Raw genomic sequence first — 16,250 nt, 5'->3', positions numbered from 1 at the left:
ATGTTTGACAAACTGCAGCGGACATTCTGGAAAGCCCTGACCCCGGACCTGGTGCCGGATGAGCCCAAGCTGGCGGCATCGGTTGATGGCGTCGCACCGGCTATCGTCGCCGCATTGGGCGGCGCAGATAATCTCAAGCACCATCAGCCCGTGGCACTGACGCGGTTGCGCGTGGAGTTGCGAGATATCGCCCGGATAGACCGGGCGGGGTTGAAGGCCGCCGGGGTGGCTGGGATGTTGTCGCTGGACAACGGTGTGGTGCACCTGATCACCGGTTTGCCGTCCTGAACCGTCAAGATGGCTGGCGGTAGAGTCGGGTACATAGCTGAGCATGCCGCCGAAGTGGGGATGATTGGACATCGGGTTCTGACCGGTATCCACTGACAATCGAAGGCCCGTGTAATAGCGGGCTTTTAATTTTTTGGAGTTTGGTAAATTCTCGCAGCTTTATAAGTCACTAAGCATGGTAATAGTTACATTTTCGAAACGCTGGAAACTCAGTAGTAGTCTGGGTATGGATCGAATAGGTCGCTCCTGCGTATTTAGCGCAGAGCAAATAAAGAACAGGAAATGACCAACAAAAAACCAGCAGCAGAGCTGACTAAAAGCGCTAAAAAAAACTTCTATCAGCGCAACTCCGACTAAAAAACTGTCATTCCTGACAGCTTACAGAGGGTTGATCGCCCCCTACCATCATGCTGCAGCAGCAACACTGCAGGCACCTATCTGATGCCACCTCTACAGATTACCTAGCCCTCTGCATCTCCTGCCGAAAGGACATAGACATGATTTCCAATAACACAACCGAACGACAACAACCTGGTGATTTCGACCCCGCATTCAACGATGGCCAACTTTTGACTATCCCGGGCGAAATCGCAGCCGCCGTCGTCACTGATTCCGCAGGAAAGATATACATAGCTGGCGCCGTAGCCACCAATATGGGCGGTTATATCATCACCGCCCTGAATCCTGACGGCACCAGAAATCGGAATTTCAACAACGGGGAATCAGTTATCGGCGACTTTATGCCTGACGCTTACTCCATGGGTATGGACATCAAAATATTACCCGATGGAAAAATCCTGCTCGTAGGCCTTACTCAAAGCAATTCCCGTGGCCCAATCATGCTTGGGCTTGCCCGCTACCACCCTGACGGAACACTGGATCAAAGTTTTGGGGTTTCCGGGCATCTCGTGCCTACTTATGACTATACAAATATTCAGTTGCCCACTTTTATCACCGAGGAAGATCCAACCCCTGATTACGTCGCCTCCAACCCAAGGCTGTCGTGCATTGTTGATAACGGAAATATTTATGTCGGTTTGAAAGGAGTACACAACAGAAAAAACGTGACACTCATCATGCACTTTGATGAAGGTGGTTATTTCATAAAAGAATTCGGCAACAATGGCGCCGCCGTCATCGAGCATCCCCAATACGACACCGTCTTGGCTCAGACACTCAGAATTGACCAGCACCTTTATTTGGCGGGTTATTTGGTAAGTGACCAAGTGGGTGCCCTCAGAGCTTGGGCGCGCGTCAACACGAGAGGAGAACTTGACGTTGACTTTGGCGTCGATGGCTTTGTCTTTAACAACCAGAGCCCTGGGGATATTGATAAACTTGTCCTTCAAAAAAACTCAAAGCTCTTGGGCTGTGGCGGTACGGGGGCTCGCGAAGTTGTTCATTTTTCGAATGGTGTGTTGGCGAGCCTGAACCAAGACGGAACCCAGGACATGGATTTCAACGGGGGTAGACCCGTGATTCAACCAACGGTGGACAACCAAGGCTCGTTCTGGACCGGTTGCGCGATTCAGTCGGACGCCCATATTGTGACTTGTGGCATATTGACCTATGCCGAGAGAAATATAATTATCGGCCGCCATATGCCAACCGGGAAGCCGGACACCTCTTTCAATGATGTAGGCTGGAAATCCATTAGGTTGGGTAAAAAAGTAGACCGTGCTGCCATTGCACTTCAGAGCAACAACGCCATTGTTGTAGCAGGTCACCTGCGCGCCGACGACGCAAGCAATAAATCTTTTGTTTTTCAACTGCTGGGATAGCCTCCCGACTTCAACAACGCGCTACATCCGAGTTGCGTCCTATACTCACCAGCGTCCGGTTCCGGCGAAAGCCTCGTCACAATAAGAAGGAGCCCGCCATGAACGACCCCCAAAGACTCACCGCCCTGCGCATGGTTTTGATCGTGGTGGGTCTGATCTCCGTGTTTGCGATCTGGCCGCTGATGTTGCTATGGCCATCCGGATGGACATGGCACAGCGGTCATTCCGACTATCCGCTGATGATCGTCGGCCTCTACGCGACCCTCGGCGTATTCCTGCTGAGGGCTTCACGGGATCCGCTGAAGCACCTGAGCCTGATCTGGTTCACGGTCTGGTCCAGCGTCGTACATGGCGCAATCATGGCCGTGCAGTCCTTTGGTGTCGGGATGGACGGCATGAGCCATTACGGCCACTTGCTCGGCGATGTGCCTGCGTTGTTCGTGGTCGCGGCGGCGCTGGCGTTCTTCACACCCCGTGGCGAGAAGGCGCGTTTGCTGGCGGGTTGATCCATGCGTTGCGGTGTAGCTGAAAAAGCCCTGTGGATAACCTCTACAGGGCTTTTTCATTTTTGCTGGCCTTACCGTTTTCCTCCGCGCTGTTCTGGCCCCTGAAAAAAAAGCCGTCCGGTACCGTCACCTTTCGCTACGATTCGGCCCTCGTCGGTGCGCCGGGAATGTCTATCATCCAGTGGAAGGATAAAGTTGTCATTTGACAACCAGGCAGGTCATGCGAATACTGGAGAGCATTGATGATTCGTCCCTCGCATCCGAAAAAGGAAGTCGAAGAAGCGCTGAGGCATGCCGAAGCGCTGGGGTGGCGCATAGAGGTCGGTGGCGGTCACGCCTGGGGGCGGGCTTATTGTCCATATAACGACGAGGAGTGTCGTTGCGGTGAGTTCTGTATCACGTCGATATGGAGCACGCCGAGAAACCCTGGCAATCATGCACGAGCATTACGACGCGTCGTGGACAATTGCACTACCCATCGCAATCGTTGCGAGGCTGATGACGATGCTGAGGAGTAAGACAATGGAATATACCTTTACCCTGAAATATCAGCTTGCTGATGATGGCCGTACCTCGGATGAACTGGTGGAGCGGCTGGGTGCAGCGGGCTGCGACGACGCCCTGGTTGGGATTGGACAGCCAGGACGGCTGGCTCTTGAGTTCACCCGTGATGCTCCTGATGCAATCACGGCCGTGCTTAGTGCTCTGGGCGATGTCCGTCGTGCGGTGCCCTCGGCCAGACTGATCGAGGCCGCTCCTGATCTGGTCGGGTTAACCGATGTAGCCGAGATCGTCGGCGTGTCTCGGCAGAACATGCGCAAGTTGATGTTGGCCCACCCGAGCAGCTTCCCGACGCCCGTACACGAGGGCAGTGCATCTATCTGGCATTTGGCGGACGTTCTGACCTGGTTGCAGGGCAGGGGCAGTTATTCGCTTACCAGGAACGTATTGGATGTGGCTCAGGCAGCTTGGCAGATCAACGTTGCGAAAGAGGGCCGACGTTTACCTGGCTTGGATTTTAAAAAGTTGGGAGCTTTGGCTGAGTAACAGGTAATTGCTGTTTTGGCTGAGCGCAGTCGTTGAGATAGCTGAATAATCTATTCGGCGACCATCTTAATTGATTTCGACAACACGGACGTCTCCAGGCGTTGCACAAGTCTGAGTAAGGGAAATATGGTTTTTATCAAGGTGCGCGGTGAGGATAAGACCCGGCAGATCAGCGACTGGTCGATCAAGAGGGACGGAAGCAGCGCACTCATGCTGGTTTGTCATTTTCCTTCCGGGAAGCGTTTCTCCAGTCCGCTTGAAGAATGTGAAGTCGTTCCTACTCGAGTATTGAGTAACCAACTTCTGCGCACGAAGGGCAGTGCGGTGCTCAGTTCCGTCGAGAAGGCTGTGATCTACGGCGAGAAATACGCCATTGTCCAGTACTCCGAAAATACAAAAAGTTACGTGTTCAAGCTGAGCGATATCGAGTTTGTCGCGTCGACGAAAATCAAGAACGAACAACTCTTCCACTATTTTCTTTCCGTGGCCAATGGCCGGGTTGATCAGGCTGCGAAACCTGCGGACAAGGTGATCGCTGAAAATGTGCTGCGCCAACTGAATGCACTTCCCTCATGCGCTGATACGGCGTTGCATGCCTACTGTTCCGGACAGAATGGACCGCAGGCACAAGCGGGTGATTTCATATTTCCTTTTGGCATCAATGAAAGCCAGCTACAGGCCGTTGAGCAGGCCTTCATGTCGCAGATCAGCCTGATCGAGGGCCCTCCCGGCACAGGCAAGACCCAAACCATTCTGAACATCATCGCTAATATCTTGTTGCGTGGAAAAACGGTGGCGGTGGTGTCCAATAACAATTCGGCCGTCGCGAATGTCTGCGAAAAATTGGGCAAGTCCGGCCTCGATTATCTGGTCGCCGAGTTGGGTAGTACCGAGAATCGCAAGAAATTTTTCGCCAATCCGCGTCCTCGGCCCTCAGCGGTTCCCGAAGCTACGCCTTCGATGGAGCAGATCCAGGTAGTCCTGCAGCAGCTCAAGGGGTATCTGAGTACCCGTAATGCGGTGGCACAGTTGCAGGTTGAAATCAATGAGCTGGAGGTGGAGCGCCGCTATCTGCAGCAATGGCAACAGGATAACGGCGTACAGATACCGGCCCTGGACAAATACAAGCTGACCCCGCAAAAGTCTTCGGACCTGATGGCGTATCTGAGCCACCTGGGAGGTAGTCGCGTCAGGATCAAAGACAGAATCGAACTACTGTTCAATTTCAGGATTCTACGCACCCGGCCGTTCGACAACTGGGAAAAGCGTCAGTCAATGTTCTATGGCCTGCAACTCCATTATTACGATAAGGCGCTACAGGAAAAAAATTTGCTGTTGGAAACCCATCAGCAGTCGTTGCGACTCGGCAATTACCAGGCTTTGCTGGATGCGTTGACTGGCATTTCGATGAAATACCTCAAGCAGCACCTGCATCGACAGATACCGACTCCCGACCCCTTTGAGGCTAGAACCTACAAGCGCAGATTCGATGAGTTCGTGAAACGATATCCGATTATTTCCAGCAGTACGCATTCGATAATCAACTCGCTTCCAGCCGGGGCGATGCTCGACTACGTGATTATCGACGAAGCCTCGCAGCAGGACATTGTTCCGGGAGTATTGGCGTTGGGTTGCGCAAAGCAGCTAATCATCGTTGGTGACAGGAAACAGCTGGCGCACGTTCCGACAAAGCTGAACCTGGCAGTGCCTCAAGATAAAGAACACTACGATTGTGAGACCTACAGCCTGCTTGATTCGTGCGTCCGTGTTTTCAACGGCTCCATTCCGACGACGCTACTCAAGGAGCACTATCGCTGTCACCCGCGGATCATCCAGTTTTGCAATCAGCAGTTTTACGACGATCAGTTGGTCCCGATGACGAAGGAGAACGGGAATAATCCTCTGTCACTGCTGATCACCGCCAAGGGTAACCACACGCGAAAGACCACTAATCTCCGGGAACTGGATTCGCTGTTGGCGACGTTGGAGGGAGAGGGCGAAAGTGCCTGGGAGGGCGAGGATGGCAGAGGCTTCATTGCACCATTCAGGGCACAGGCCACTCTCTCTGGCACGCTTTTGCCGACTGACTTCGTCAATGACACCGTGCACAAGTTCCAAGGGCGGGAATGCGACGAGATCGTTTTTTCCACCGTGTTGGACAAGAAAAGTACTACTTCGAAGTTTCTGACGTTCGTGGATGACGCACGTATGGTCAATGTAGCTGTGTCTCGAGCTAAAAAACGATTTACCTTGGTCACGGGAGATAATGTTTTCACGGCGAACAATGGGCATATCGCAGCGCTGGTGCGTTACATCGAATATTACGCCGAGGAAAGACAGGTGCATCGTGCGCCAGTGATCTCGGCCTTCGATCTACTTTATGCGGAGTACGATCAATCGCTCGAACGCCTCAATAAGCGATTGCGACAGGACGATTCCGACTACAAGTCCGAACGAATCATGGCGCAGATCCTGCGCGAGACGTTGGAACAGGAGATTTGCCGGGGGCTCATGTTTCACTCGCAGGTTCCGTTGAAGCAAGTGGCCTCAACCCTCAGCGGGAGCCTGACCCCGCGGGAGCTGGAGTTCATGGGCAACGGCTCCAGTTGTGATTTCGTGCTCTATTTCAAGGTTGGAAAAACACCGCTGGGCGTACTGGAAGTTGATGGAGGCAGCCATGACACGCCGGAGCAGGCGAGACTCGACGCCTTGAAAGACAGCATCCTGAGCAAGTGCGGTATCCCTTTACTGCGTTTGCGAACCGTTGAAAGCCACATTGAACAACGGGTCGCGGCATTTGTGATGCAATGGGCAACCAATGCCTCAAAGGACTCTGTGGGGTAATCCGGCCTCAGCAATGACTGGTGACGCGACAATCCTTCACTTAATCTTTCTCAATTGCGGGTGTATCGTATTCGCCTTTTGCGGACCTGCCGGTTCGCTGCGGATTCAATAGGTGGTTGCCTTCATGTCGTTTACCCGTCGCCAAATACTCGGTGGCCTGGCCGGTCTTGTTGTCGTGGGCGTTGGCGCGGGAGGCGCATCGCGGTATTGGTTGGGCAAGCGGGCGGATGCCGAGGCTGGCCATGACTATGAATTGATTGCGGCGCCTTTGGACGTCGAGCTGGTGGCCGGGTACAAGACCCAGGCCTGGGCCTTTGGGCCATCAGCGCCGGGGACCGAGTTGCGGGTGCGCCAGGGTGAGTGGTTGCGGGTGCGTTTCATCAATCACCTGCCGGTCGCCACCACCATCCACTGGCACGGGATCCGCCTGCCGCTGGAGATGGACGGTGTGCCGTATGTCTCGCAACTGCCGGTGCTGCCGGGTGAATACTTCGATTACAAGTTCCGCGTGCCGGACGCCGGCAGCTATTGGTACCACCCCCACGTCAACAGCAGTGAAGAACTGGGGCGTGGATTGGTAGGACCGCTGATCATTGAAGAACGCGAGCCCACCGGTTTCAAATATGAAAAGACCCTGAGCCTGAAGAGCTGGCACGTGGATGAGCAGGGCGAGTTTGTGGAGTTCAGCATCCCTCGCGAGGCGGCCCGTGGCGGGACGGCCGGGCGACTGGCGACCATCAACGGCGTGCCGGAGGCGGTGATCGACCTGCCGGCCGGGCAGATCACCCGGGTGCGCCTGCTCAACCTCGACAACACGCTGACTTACCGGATCAACATTCCCGGCGTCGAAGCGCGGATCTATGCCCTGGATGGCAATCCCATCGAACCGCGCCCGCTGGGCAAGGAATACTGGTTGGGCCCGGGCATGCGCATCTGCCTGGCCATCAAGGCACCGCCGGCCGGGGAAGAGTTGTCGTTGCGCAACGGGCCGGTGCGCCTGGGCACCCTGCGGTCCGTGCCCAATAACGATGCGCCGACCCAATGGCCACCCGCGTTGCCGGCCAATCCGGTGTCCGAGCCGGACCTGGCCAATGCCGAGAAACTCAACTTCAATTTCGAGTGGGTCGGTTCGGTGTCGGTTGACACGGACAACGGCAAGCCGCCGAGCCTGTGGCAGATCAACGGCAAGGCCTGGGACATCACCGACAAGACCTGCGCCGACCGGCCGATTGCCACGCTGAAAAAGGGCAAGAGCTACATTTTCGAATTGAAGAACATGACCCAATACCAGCATCCGGTCCACCTGCATGGGATGAGCTTCAAGGTGATCGCGTCCAACCGCCATAAGGTCATTCCGTATTTCACCGACACCTACCTGCTGGGCAAGAACGAGCGGGCCCAGGTAGCGTTGGTGGCGGATAATCCGGGCGTGTGGATGTTCCACTGCCATGTGATCGACCACATGGAAACCGGCCTGATGGCCGCCATCGAGGTGGCGTGATGCGCCAGATTCGTCCCGCCCGGATCATCGACCGCAGTCGCGATCAGGACTTCATGCGCGAAGCCCTGGCACTGGCCGCGCAAGGGGCGGCCCTGGGCGAGGTGCCGGTGGGCGCGGTGCTGGTGCAGGACGGCGAGATCATCGGGCGCGGCTTCAACTGCCCGATCAGCGGCCACGACCCCAGCGCCCACGCGGAAATGGTCGCCATCCGCGCCGCCGCCCAGGCCGTGAGCAACTATCGCCTGCCCGGCAGTACTCTCTATGTGACGCTCGAACCGTGCAGCATGTGCGCTGGCCTGATCGTCCACTCCCGCATCGCCCGGGTCGTCTACGGGGCACTGGAGCCCAAGGCTGGCATCGTGCAGAGCCAGGGGCAGTTTTTCAGCCAGGCGTTCTTGAACCATCGGGTGATGTTCGAGGGCGGGGTGTTGGCGGAAGAATGCAGCACGATGCTGAGCGAGTTCTTCAAGGCGCGCCGGGCCAAGTGAACCCGGACCCCTTGTGGGAGCGAGCCTGCGAGCCTGCTCGCAGGCTCGCTCCCACAGGGTATGGTGTCGTTTGGTCTATTTACTTGCGCGCCACAATCACCGCCCGCATCGGCGCCGGCAAACCTTCGATGGTCTTGCTGTGGTCGTCGGGGTCGAGAAAATCGCTCAGCGACTGATACTTCATCCACTCGGTGCTGCGTTGTTCTTCCACGGTGGTCAGGCTCACGTCCACGCAGCGCACATCGCTGAAACCGGCGCGGCGCAGCCAGCGTTCCAGGGCTGGCACCGATGGCAGGAACCAGACGTTGCGCATCTGCGCGTAGCGATCCTCGGGCACCAGCACCTGATGCTCGTCGCCCTCGATCACCAGGGTTTCCAGTACCAGCTCACCGCCCTTGACCAGGCAGTCCTTGAGGGCCAGCAAGTGCTCGATAGGGGAGCGGCGGTGGTAGAACACGCCCATGGAAAACACCGTGTCGAAGCCTTCCAGGTCCGGCGGCAGGTCTTCGAACGGGAACGGCAGGTGCCAGGCATTGGACTGGGACAGGTAGCGCTGCACCGCCTGGAACTGGCAGAAGAACAGCCAGTTGGGGTCGACGCCGATCACCGTGTCAGCCCCGGCACCGAGCATCCGCCACATGTAGTAACCGTTGCCACAGCCCACATCGAGGATGCGCTTGCCCTTGAGATCCAGGTGCGGTGCCACCCGCGACCACTTCCAGTCCGAGCGCCATTCGGTGTCCACGTGCACGCCAAACAGGTCGAACGGCCCCTTGCGCCACGGCGACAGGCCCATCAGCGCAGTGCGCATCTGTGCGCGGGTTTCGTCGCTGCAATCGGTGTCGAGGGTCAGCCCGTTCAACAGGTCGATTTCGCTCGGCTGCAGCACCGGCAAGGCGTCGAGGGCGCTCTGCCAGCGCTCCAGGTCGCCGTGGCCCTTTTCCATTTTGGTGTCGAGTTGCGTTTGCAGCGTCGCGGCCCAATCGGCCAGGGGCGTGCCGGCCAGGCGGCGGGCGAGGGGGGACAGATCAATCATGGCAGGGCAATCAACGAGGCGAAATTTAGACATTGGAACCATGGCACGACTTTCGAGAACCCGGCCGCCAACAGGCGTTCGCGGTGTTCCTCGAGGCTGTCGGGCTTCATGACGTTTTCGATGGCACTGCGTTTCTGGGCAATCTCCAGCTCGCTGTAGCCGTTGGCGCGCTTGAATGCGACGTGCAGGTCGGTGAGCAGCGCGTGCTCCTGCGCATCGTTGAAGCGCAGCTTTTCCGACAGGATCAGGGCGCCGCCGGGCAGTAGCGACTGGCGAATGCGGCTCAACAAGGCCGTGCGCTGATCCGGTGCGATGAACTGCAGGGTGAAGTTCAGCGCCACCACCGAGGCTGGCTGGAACTCCAGGGCCAGGATGTCGCCCTCGATCACCTCCACCGGCAGCAGCTCCTGGAACATCGAGTCCTGGCCGTTGAGGTATTCGCGGCAGCGCTCGACCATCGCCGCGGAGTTATCCACAGCGATCACCCGGCAACCGTCGGTGCGCACGTGGCGGCGCAATGCTTGGGTCACCGCGCCCAGGGAAGCCCCCAGGTCATAAAGCACGCTGCCCGGCTGGGCAAATTGCGCGGCAAGCACACCGAGGTTTTCGACAATGGTCGGATAACCCGGCACCGAGCGCTTGATCATGTCCGGGAATACCCGCACCACGTCCTCGTTGAAGGCGAAGTCAGGCACTTGGGCCAGGGGTTGGGCGAATAGACGATCAGGGTCGTTGCTCACGGCGGTTCCAGCGGCAGGGTGAAAAGGCGGGCATTTTAGCCAATTAATGCGCCAAAGCGTGATCTTTGATCGATACCCGGACCTCGCCCTCATGCCTGTCGGTTTCACGAGGTCTGTGGCACTCCGATCGAGGCGAACAGCAACGCAACTTCCAGGCACATTTTGTTTAGCGGTGTTTTCGATTCGTTTCTTGCTGAATAAAGTTTCGTTGATATAAAAAGCGCAACTTCAAAGCGCCTGCTGGTGTGCATGCAACTGCAAGGGGCGGCTGAGCTCAACTAATTTATCAGGGAAGTTATAGATGTCTGTACAAAAGCAGAAAGCAACTGGGCGAGTGCACATTTTAATATTTGCAACAATCACGACGGTTGCATTTCCAGTTGCTGCTGAAAGCGACGGGCACTTGTACACGGAAGAGAAAGTCACTCTGGGTATCAATGCGGGCATTCTGAGTGGTCAGACCCATGAACGGGTCTACGCGCCCGAGGAGGGCGGGAGGAAGATCAGCCAGCTCGACTGGAAGTACAACAATGCTGCGGTCATCAAAGGCTCTCTCGACTGGAACGTGCGACCTTGGCTTTCACTGGGAGCGTCGGGTTGGACGACCCTCACCAGCACCGACGGTCACATGAATGACGATGATTGGGTCGACGCCTCCCAGGGCCACTGGACAGATCGCAGTGTCCACCCCGACACGACCCTCCGGTATGCCAACGAATTCGACCTCAATCTCAAGGGCTGGTTGTTGAACGAGCCTGCTTATCGCCTGGGGCTGATGGCAGGGTACCAGGAGCGCCGCTTCAGCTTTACCTCAAAGGGGGGATCCTTCAGTTACAACAGCGGTGCGTACACAGGTGAGTTTCCAGCAGACGTAACGATCATTGGTTACAAGCAGCACTTTAAAACCCCTTATGTGGGATTGATCGGCAGTTATCGATACAAGCGTTTCGATATGGAGGGGGTGTTCAAGTACAGCCGCTGGGCTTCGGCCACTGATACTGATCAACACTATTTGGCCGATAAGACCTTTGTCGGCAAAACCAGGCATCAACAATATTATTCGTTGGGAGGAAAGTTGGGCTATGACATGACCCCCAACACGAATATTTTTGTGGAGAGCGCGTGGAGCCGCACCCGGAATAAAAAAGGCAGTCTCACCGTCAAGAATCGTTCCGATAACTACCGCGATAGCTACGTCGACTCCGCGGGTATCGAAAGCTCCAGCGTCATGACGACCATCGGGCTGAAACACGCTTTTTGAACAGGGTGCGCCGCCGCAAGGTACAGCCAGCCGCCCCTTATCAATTCACCGCAATGGCGCAGTCGAAGGTTTCCACGGGGGGCACTTCGGGCGCCCAGGGCTGTTGATAAGTCAGGCGCAACCGGCCGGTACCGGCGGCGAATGCCTGGAAGCGCCAGGTCGACACGCCAGCGGCGCCGACGATGCCGGCGTCTTCCGGATTACGGTAGACCTCGGGGCCCAGTGCTTTCAACACGCCGCCCGCTGAGTCCTGGATCGCCCAGCGATACCCGGTGCTCGGGTTGCTGGGCAAGCTGAGGATCATGTTCTGCCCGTTGTTGAGCCGTACCGGACACTCGCTGAGTTTCTCCACGGTCACGTTGTTTTTCGGTTGCGTGGCGCAAGCGCTCAACAGGGCAAGGCTGACGGGGACGAGCAGGCGGGTGAGGGACATGGGGGCTCCGGCATTCACGACGAATGGTGAGCATACCCGAAGATGCTACGGGGTGTGTCAGCTGAGGCCCCATCGCGAGCAGGCTCGCTCCCACAGGGTTATTTGTTGAACACGGATTCGGTGACCAACATAAAACCACTGTGGGAGCGAGCCTGCTCGCGATGGGGCCAGTCCAGTCGCTACATGAATTTCAGAACAACACCTTCGCCACATCCGCAAAGCGCTTGGCGAAGTGCACCGTGACGCCTTCCTTCAGATAGTCCGGCAGCTCTTCGAAGTTGCCCCGGTTGGCTTCTGGCAGGATCAGTTCGAGGATTTTCTGCCGGCGCGCCGCGATGACCTTTTCACGCACCCCGCCAATCGGCAGCACATGCCCGGTGAGGGTCAGTTCGCCAGTCATGGCGACACCCTTCTTCGGTGGCTGGTTGCGGGCCAGGGACAACAGGGCGCTGGCCATGGTCACCCCGGCGCTCGGGCCGTCCTTGGGCGTGGCGCCTTCGGGCACGTGCAGGTGAACGAAGGCCTCGTCGAAGAACTTCGGATCGCCACCGAACTGCTTCAGGTGCGAACTGACATAGCTGTGGGCAATTTCCGCGGATTCCTTCATCACATCGCCCAGTTGCCCGGTGAGTTTGAAGCCGCGATTGTGGGTATGGATGCGCGTCGCTTCGATCGGCAGGGTGGCACCGCCCATGCTGGTCCAGGCCAGGCCGGTAATCACGCCGATGCCGGACAGCACCTGCTCGTTGCGGAACACCGGTTTGCCCAGGGACGCTTCAAGATCCTTCGGCCCGAGCTTGATCACCGCCTTGGGCTCGTCGATCAGCTTCATCACCGCCTTGCGCACCAGTTTGCCCAGTTGCTTCTCCAGCTGTCGTACCCCGGCTTCGCGGGCGTAGCCGTCGATCAACACCTTCAGGGCTCCGTCGCTGATGCTCAGGCTGCCCTTGGACACCCCGGCCTTGGCCAGTTGCTTGGGCCACAGGTGGCGCTTGGCGATGGCGACCTTTTCTTCGGTGATGTAGCCCGACAGGCGAATCACTTCCATCCGGTCCAGCAGCGGGCCGGGGATCGAGTCCAGGGTGTTGGCGGTGCACACGAAGAGCACTTTGGACAGGTCCAGGCGCATGTCCAGGTAGTGATCGAGAAACTCGACGTTCTGCTCCGGGTCGAGGGTTTCCAGCAAGGCCGAGGCCGGGTCGCCCTGGTAGCTCTGGCCCATCTTGTCGATCTCGTCGAGCATGATCACCGGATTCATCACTTCGACGTCCTTGAGCGCCTGCACCAGTTTGCCCGGCTGGGCACCGATGTAGGTACGCCGATGCCCCTTGATCTCGGCTTCGTCGCGCATGCCACCGACGCTGAAACGGTAGAACGGCCGGCCGAGCGATTCGGCAATGGACTTGCCCACGCTGGTCTTGCCCACGCCCGGCGGGCCCACGAGCAGCACAATGGAGCCGCTGATCTCGCCTTTATAGGCACCGACGGCGAGGAATTCGAGGATACGGTCCTTGATGTCGTCCAGGCCGGCGTGGTGCTGGTCGAGCACCTTGCGCGCGTGCTTGAGGTCGAGCTTGTCCTGGCCGTATACGCCCCACGGCACCGAGGTCGCCCAATCGAGGTAGTTGCGGGTGACGGCGTATTCCGGCGAACCGGTTTCCAGGATCGAGAGCTTGGTCATTTCCTCTTCGATACGCCTCTGGGCCTGGGCCGGCAGCACCTTGCCCTCCAGCCGCTGCTCGAACTGTTCGAGGTCGGCGCTGCGATCGTCCTTGGTCAGTCCCAATTCCTGCTGGATGACCTTGAGCTGTTCCTTGAGGAAGAACTGGCGCTGATGTTCGCCGATCTTGCTGTTGACCTCGGCGGAAATCTCTTTCTGCAACCGCGCCACTTCGACTTCCTTGCGCAGCATCGGCAGCACTTTCTCCATGCGCTTGAGCATGGGCACGCAGTCGAGCACTTCCTGCAGTTCATTGCCGGTGGCGGAGGTGAGTGCGGCGGCGAAGTCCGTCAGCGGCGACGGGTCGTTGGGGCTGAAGCGGTTGAGGTAGTTCTTCAACTCTTCGCTGTACAGCGGATTGAGCGGCAGCAGTTCCTTGATCGCGTTGATCAGCGCCATGCCATAGGCCTTGACCTCATCGGTCGGTTCGCTGGGCTGGTGCGGGTATTCGACTTCCACCAGGTACGGTGGCCGATGGTGCTTGAGCCAGGTACGGATGCGCACACGGGTCAGGCCTTGGGCAACGAATTGCAATTTGCCCGCCTCGCGACTGGCGTGGTGCACCTTGACCAGCGTGCCGTACAGCGGCAGCGCCGACGTATCGAAATGGCGCGGGTCTTCCTGGGGCGTGTCCATGAAAAACAGCGCCAGGGAATGATGTTCGGACTTGGCCACCAGTTCCAGGGTTTCGGCCCAGGGTTCTTCATTGACGATGACCGGCAGCACCTGGGCCGGGAAGAAGGGGCGATTGTGGATGGGGATGATGTAGACCTTGTCCGGCAGGTTCTGGCCGGGTAGCGCCAGGCCGGTGCCGGAAACGGTGTGTTCGATGTGTTCGGAGTCAGTGTATTCGTTCGTGGCTTCAGTAGAGTGCTGGTCGCTCATGGGGCACCTGCGCAATGGAGTATGGAGCTTAGATGGGGCAGGTGGGGGGTGGTTTCAATGGTGGGCGATTGTTAGCGGCTATTTCATGGAGTGCTGTTCAGCGTTGTGACAGGTACTGCGGCGGGGGCGTTGCCGTGGCGATGGAGCTTCTGTGGCGTGGGAGCAAGCTCCCTCGCCACAGTGGATAAAGACTTTCGGGTTTCAGGCGACCCGGTTCAGGTCGTTATGCCGGGTTTCTTTCAGGCACAGCACCGCAATCACGCTGAGCACAGCGGCCCCTGACACATAGCCGCCGACATAGCTCAAGCCGCCCATCGCCACCAGCTTCTGGGCGAAGAACGGGGCGGCCGAGGCGCCGACGATGCCACCCAGGTTATAGGCCGCCGACGCGCCGGTGTAACGCACGTGGGTCGGAAACAGCTCCGGCAGCAAAGCGCCCATGGGGGCAAAGGTCACCCCCATCAGGAACAGTTCGATGCACAGGAACAGCGCCACACCCGCGGTTGAACCCTGGGTCAGCAAGGGGTCCATGAGGAAGCCCGAGGCAATCGCCAGCAAACCACCGGTGACCAGTACCGGCTTGCGCCCGAAGCGGTCGCTGGCCCAGGCCGACAACGGTGTGGCGGCGGCCATGAACAACACGGCAAAACACAGCAGGGCAAGGAAGGTCTCGCGGCTGTAGCCGAGGGTGGCGACGCCGTAACTCAAGGAGAACACCGTGGAGATATAGAACAGCGCATAACAGACCACCATCGCCGCCGCGCCCAGCAATGTCGGCGCCCAATACTGGCTGAACAGCTCGACCAGCGGCACTTTCACCCGTTCCTGACGGGCCACGGCGTCGGCGAAGACCGGGGTTTCATGGAGCTTGAGCCGCACATAGAGGCCGACGATCACCAGCACGGCGCTGAGCAGGAACGGAATCCGCCAGCCCCAGGAACGGAACTGCTCGTCATCCAGGCTCATCGCCAGGGTCAGGAACAGCCCGTTGGCGGCCAGGAAACCAATCGAAGGGCCCAGCTGGGGGAACATGCCGAACCAGGCGCGTTTGCCCTTGGGGGCGTTTTCAGTGGCAAGCAGCGCGGCGCCGCCCCATTCACCGCCCAGGCCCAGCCCCTGGCCGAATCGCAGCAGACACAGCAGGAACGGTGCCCAGGCGCCAATGCTGGCATACCCGGGCAGCACGCCAATAAGAGTGGTGCACACGCCCATCAGCAGCAGCGACGCCACCAGCGTGGACTTGCGCCCGATCCGGTCGCCGAAATGGCCGAACAGCGCCGAGCCCAGCGGGCGGGCGAGGAAGGCAATGCCGAACGTCAGGAAGGACGACAGCATCTGTGCCGTGCCTGACGTCTGTGGAAAGAACACCGGGCCGATCACCAGGGCCGCGGCCGTGGCGTAGACGTAGAAGTCGTAGAACTCGATGGCGGTGCCGATGAAGCTCGCAGTCGCCACGCGGGTGGTGGAGTTCGTCGGCTGGGCAGGCACGGCGTCGTTGCAGGTGGTGGTAGTCATGCAGTTATCCCTGACAGTCATGTGCTCCGTTGGAGCGAATTATTATGGTTGAACGCGACTATTTTGCTGCTCTGTGCTGGTGCAAGGGCACTATGGGATCAAACTGTGGGAGCAAGGCTTGCCCGCGATGAACGATAACGCGGTGCTAACTGTTGCACCGCGGCGAGGCCTTCGCGGGCAAGCCTTGCTCCCACAGGGTGTTGCG

The 16,250-nt window shown here is 58.3% G+C and carries 15 protein-coding genes; 10 read left to right on the top strand and 5 right to left on the bottom strand.

All coding sequences use genetic code 11. The features are described from left to right. The 9 genes from N005_RS16450 (at window position 1) to tadA (ending at window position 8,455) form a co-directional block, all read left to right on the top strand. Window positions 1–288 (top strand): PTS sugar transporter subunit IIB, encoded by a 288-nt coding sequence (locus tag N005_RS16450; RefSeq protein WP_047702140.1) that lies wholly within the window; start codon window positions 1–3, stop codon window positions 286–288. A gap of 497 nt (window positions 289–785) precedes the next feature. Further along, on the top strand, window positions 786–2,069 hold the full coding sequence (locus N005_RS16445; RefSeq protein WP_047702139.1) for a delta-60 repeat domain-containing protein: 1,284 nt from the start codon (window positions 786–788) through the stop codon (window positions 2,067–2,069). Window positions 2,070–2,167: 98 nt separating this feature from the next. Beyond that, on the top strand, window positions 2,168–2,575 hold the full coding sequence (locus N005_RS16440; RefSeq protein WP_047702138.1) for a DUF6632 domain-containing protein: 408 nt from the start codon (window positions 2,168–2,170) through the stop codon (window positions 2,573–2,575). 32 nt (window positions 2,576–2,607) lie between these two features. Next, window positions 2,608–2,781: a hypothetical protein gene (locus N005_RS29330; protein WP_154673554.1), complete on the top strand. Its 174-nt coding sequence runs from the start codon at window positions 2,608–2,610 to the stop codon at window positions 2,779–2,781. Between the two features lie 36 nt (window positions 2,782–2,817). Then, window positions 2,818–3,093, top strand: coding sequence for a hypothetical protein (locus N005_RS29700; protein WP_081993281.1), 276 nt, complete (start codon window positions 2,818–2,820; stop codon window positions 3,091–3,093). Window positions 3,094–3,097: 4 nt separating this feature from the next. Beyond that, entirely contained in the window at window positions 3,098–3,622 is a 525-nt protein-coding gene (locus N005_RS16435) for a helix-turn-helix transcriptional regulator (RefSeq protein ID WP_047702251.1), read from the top strand. A 126-nt stretch (window positions 3,623–3,748) separates the two neighbouring features. Beyond that, a complete protein-coding gene (locus tag N005_RS16430) occupies window positions 3,749–6,466 on the top strand; it encodes an AAA domain-containing protein (RefSeq protein WP_047702137.1) in 2,718 nt (905 codons plus the stop codon). Between the two features lie 124 nt (window positions 6,467–6,590). Next, entirely contained in the window at window positions 6,591–7,967 is a 1,377-nt protein-coding gene (locus N005_RS16425) for a multicopper oxidase family protein (RefSeq protein ID WP_047702136.1), read from the top strand. Next, entirely contained in the window at window positions 7,967–8,455 is a 489-nt protein-coding gene (gene tadA / locus N005_RS16420) for a tRNA adenosine(34) deaminase TadA (protein WP_047702135.1), read from the top strand. Before N005_RS16425 ends, tadA begins: the two co-directional genes overlap by 1 nt. A gap of 79 nt (window positions 8,456–8,534) precedes the next feature. On the opposite strand, the gene cmoB is transcribed toward tadA, so the two are convergent. Continuing rightward, window positions 8,535–9,491 carry a tRNA 5-methoxyuridine(34)/uridine 5-oxyacetic acid(34) synthase CmoB gene (cmoB, locus tag N005_RS16415; RefSeq protein WP_047702134.1) on the bottom strand — a complete coding sequence of 319 codons (957 nt, stop codon included), beginning with the start codon at window positions 9,489–9,491 and terminating at the stop codon, window positions 8,535–8,537. Continuing rightward, window positions 9,488–10,231: a carboxy-S-adenosyl-L-methionine synthase CmoA gene (gene cmoA / locus N005_RS16410; RefSeq protein WP_047702133.1), complete on the bottom strand. Its 744-nt coding sequence runs from the start codon at window positions 10,229–10,231 to the stop codon at window positions 9,488–9,490. Before cmoA ends, cmoB begins: the two co-directional genes overlap by 4 nt. A gap of 301 nt (window positions 10,232–10,532) precedes the next feature. On the opposite strand from cmoA, the gene N005_RS16405 reads away from it, so the two are divergent. Beyond that, window positions 10,533–11,492: an omptin family outer membrane protease gene (locus tag N005_RS16405; RefSeq protein ID WP_081993280.1), complete on the top strand. Its 960-nt coding sequence runs from the start codon at window positions 10,533–10,535 to the stop codon at window positions 11,490–11,492. A 40-nt stretch (window positions 11,493–11,532) separates the two neighbouring features. Here N005_RS16405 and N005_RS16400 read toward each other — a convergent pair whose 3' ends face one another. The 3 genes from N005_RS16400 to N005_RS16390 all read right to left on the bottom strand — a co-directional run bounded on the left by N005_RS16400 (window position 11,533) and on the right by N005_RS16390 (window position 16,045). Beyond that, on the bottom strand, window positions 11,533–11,925 hold the full coding sequence (locus tag N005_RS16400; RefSeq protein WP_047702132.1) for a protease inhibitor I42 family protein: 393 nt from the start codon (window positions 11,923–11,925) through the stop codon (window positions 11,533–11,535). 190 nt (window positions 11,926–12,115) lie between these two features. After that, a complete protein-coding gene (gene lon, locus N005_RS16395) occupies window positions 12,116–14,530 on the bottom strand; it encodes an endopeptidase La (protein WP_047702131.1) in 2,415 nt (804 codons plus the stop codon). A gap of 201 nt (window positions 14,531–14,731) precedes the next feature. After that, a complete protein-coding gene (locus N005_RS16390) occupies window positions 14,732–16,045 on the bottom strand; it encodes an MFS transporter (protein ID WP_047702130.1) in 1,314 nt (437 codons plus the stop codon). Between the last annotated feature and the right edge of the window lie 205 nt (window positions 16,046–16,250).

Origin of the sequence: Pseudomonas mediterranea CFBP 5447 (genome assembly GCF_000774145.1) — a bacterium.
Taxonomy (GTDB): domain Bacteria; phylum Pseudomonadota; class Gammaproteobacteria; order Pseudomonadales; family Pseudomonadaceae; genus Aquipseudomonas; species Aquipseudomonas mediterranea.
Note: the sequence above shows the minus strand (reverse complement) of the source record. Positions and strands in the feature narration are given on the sequence as shown.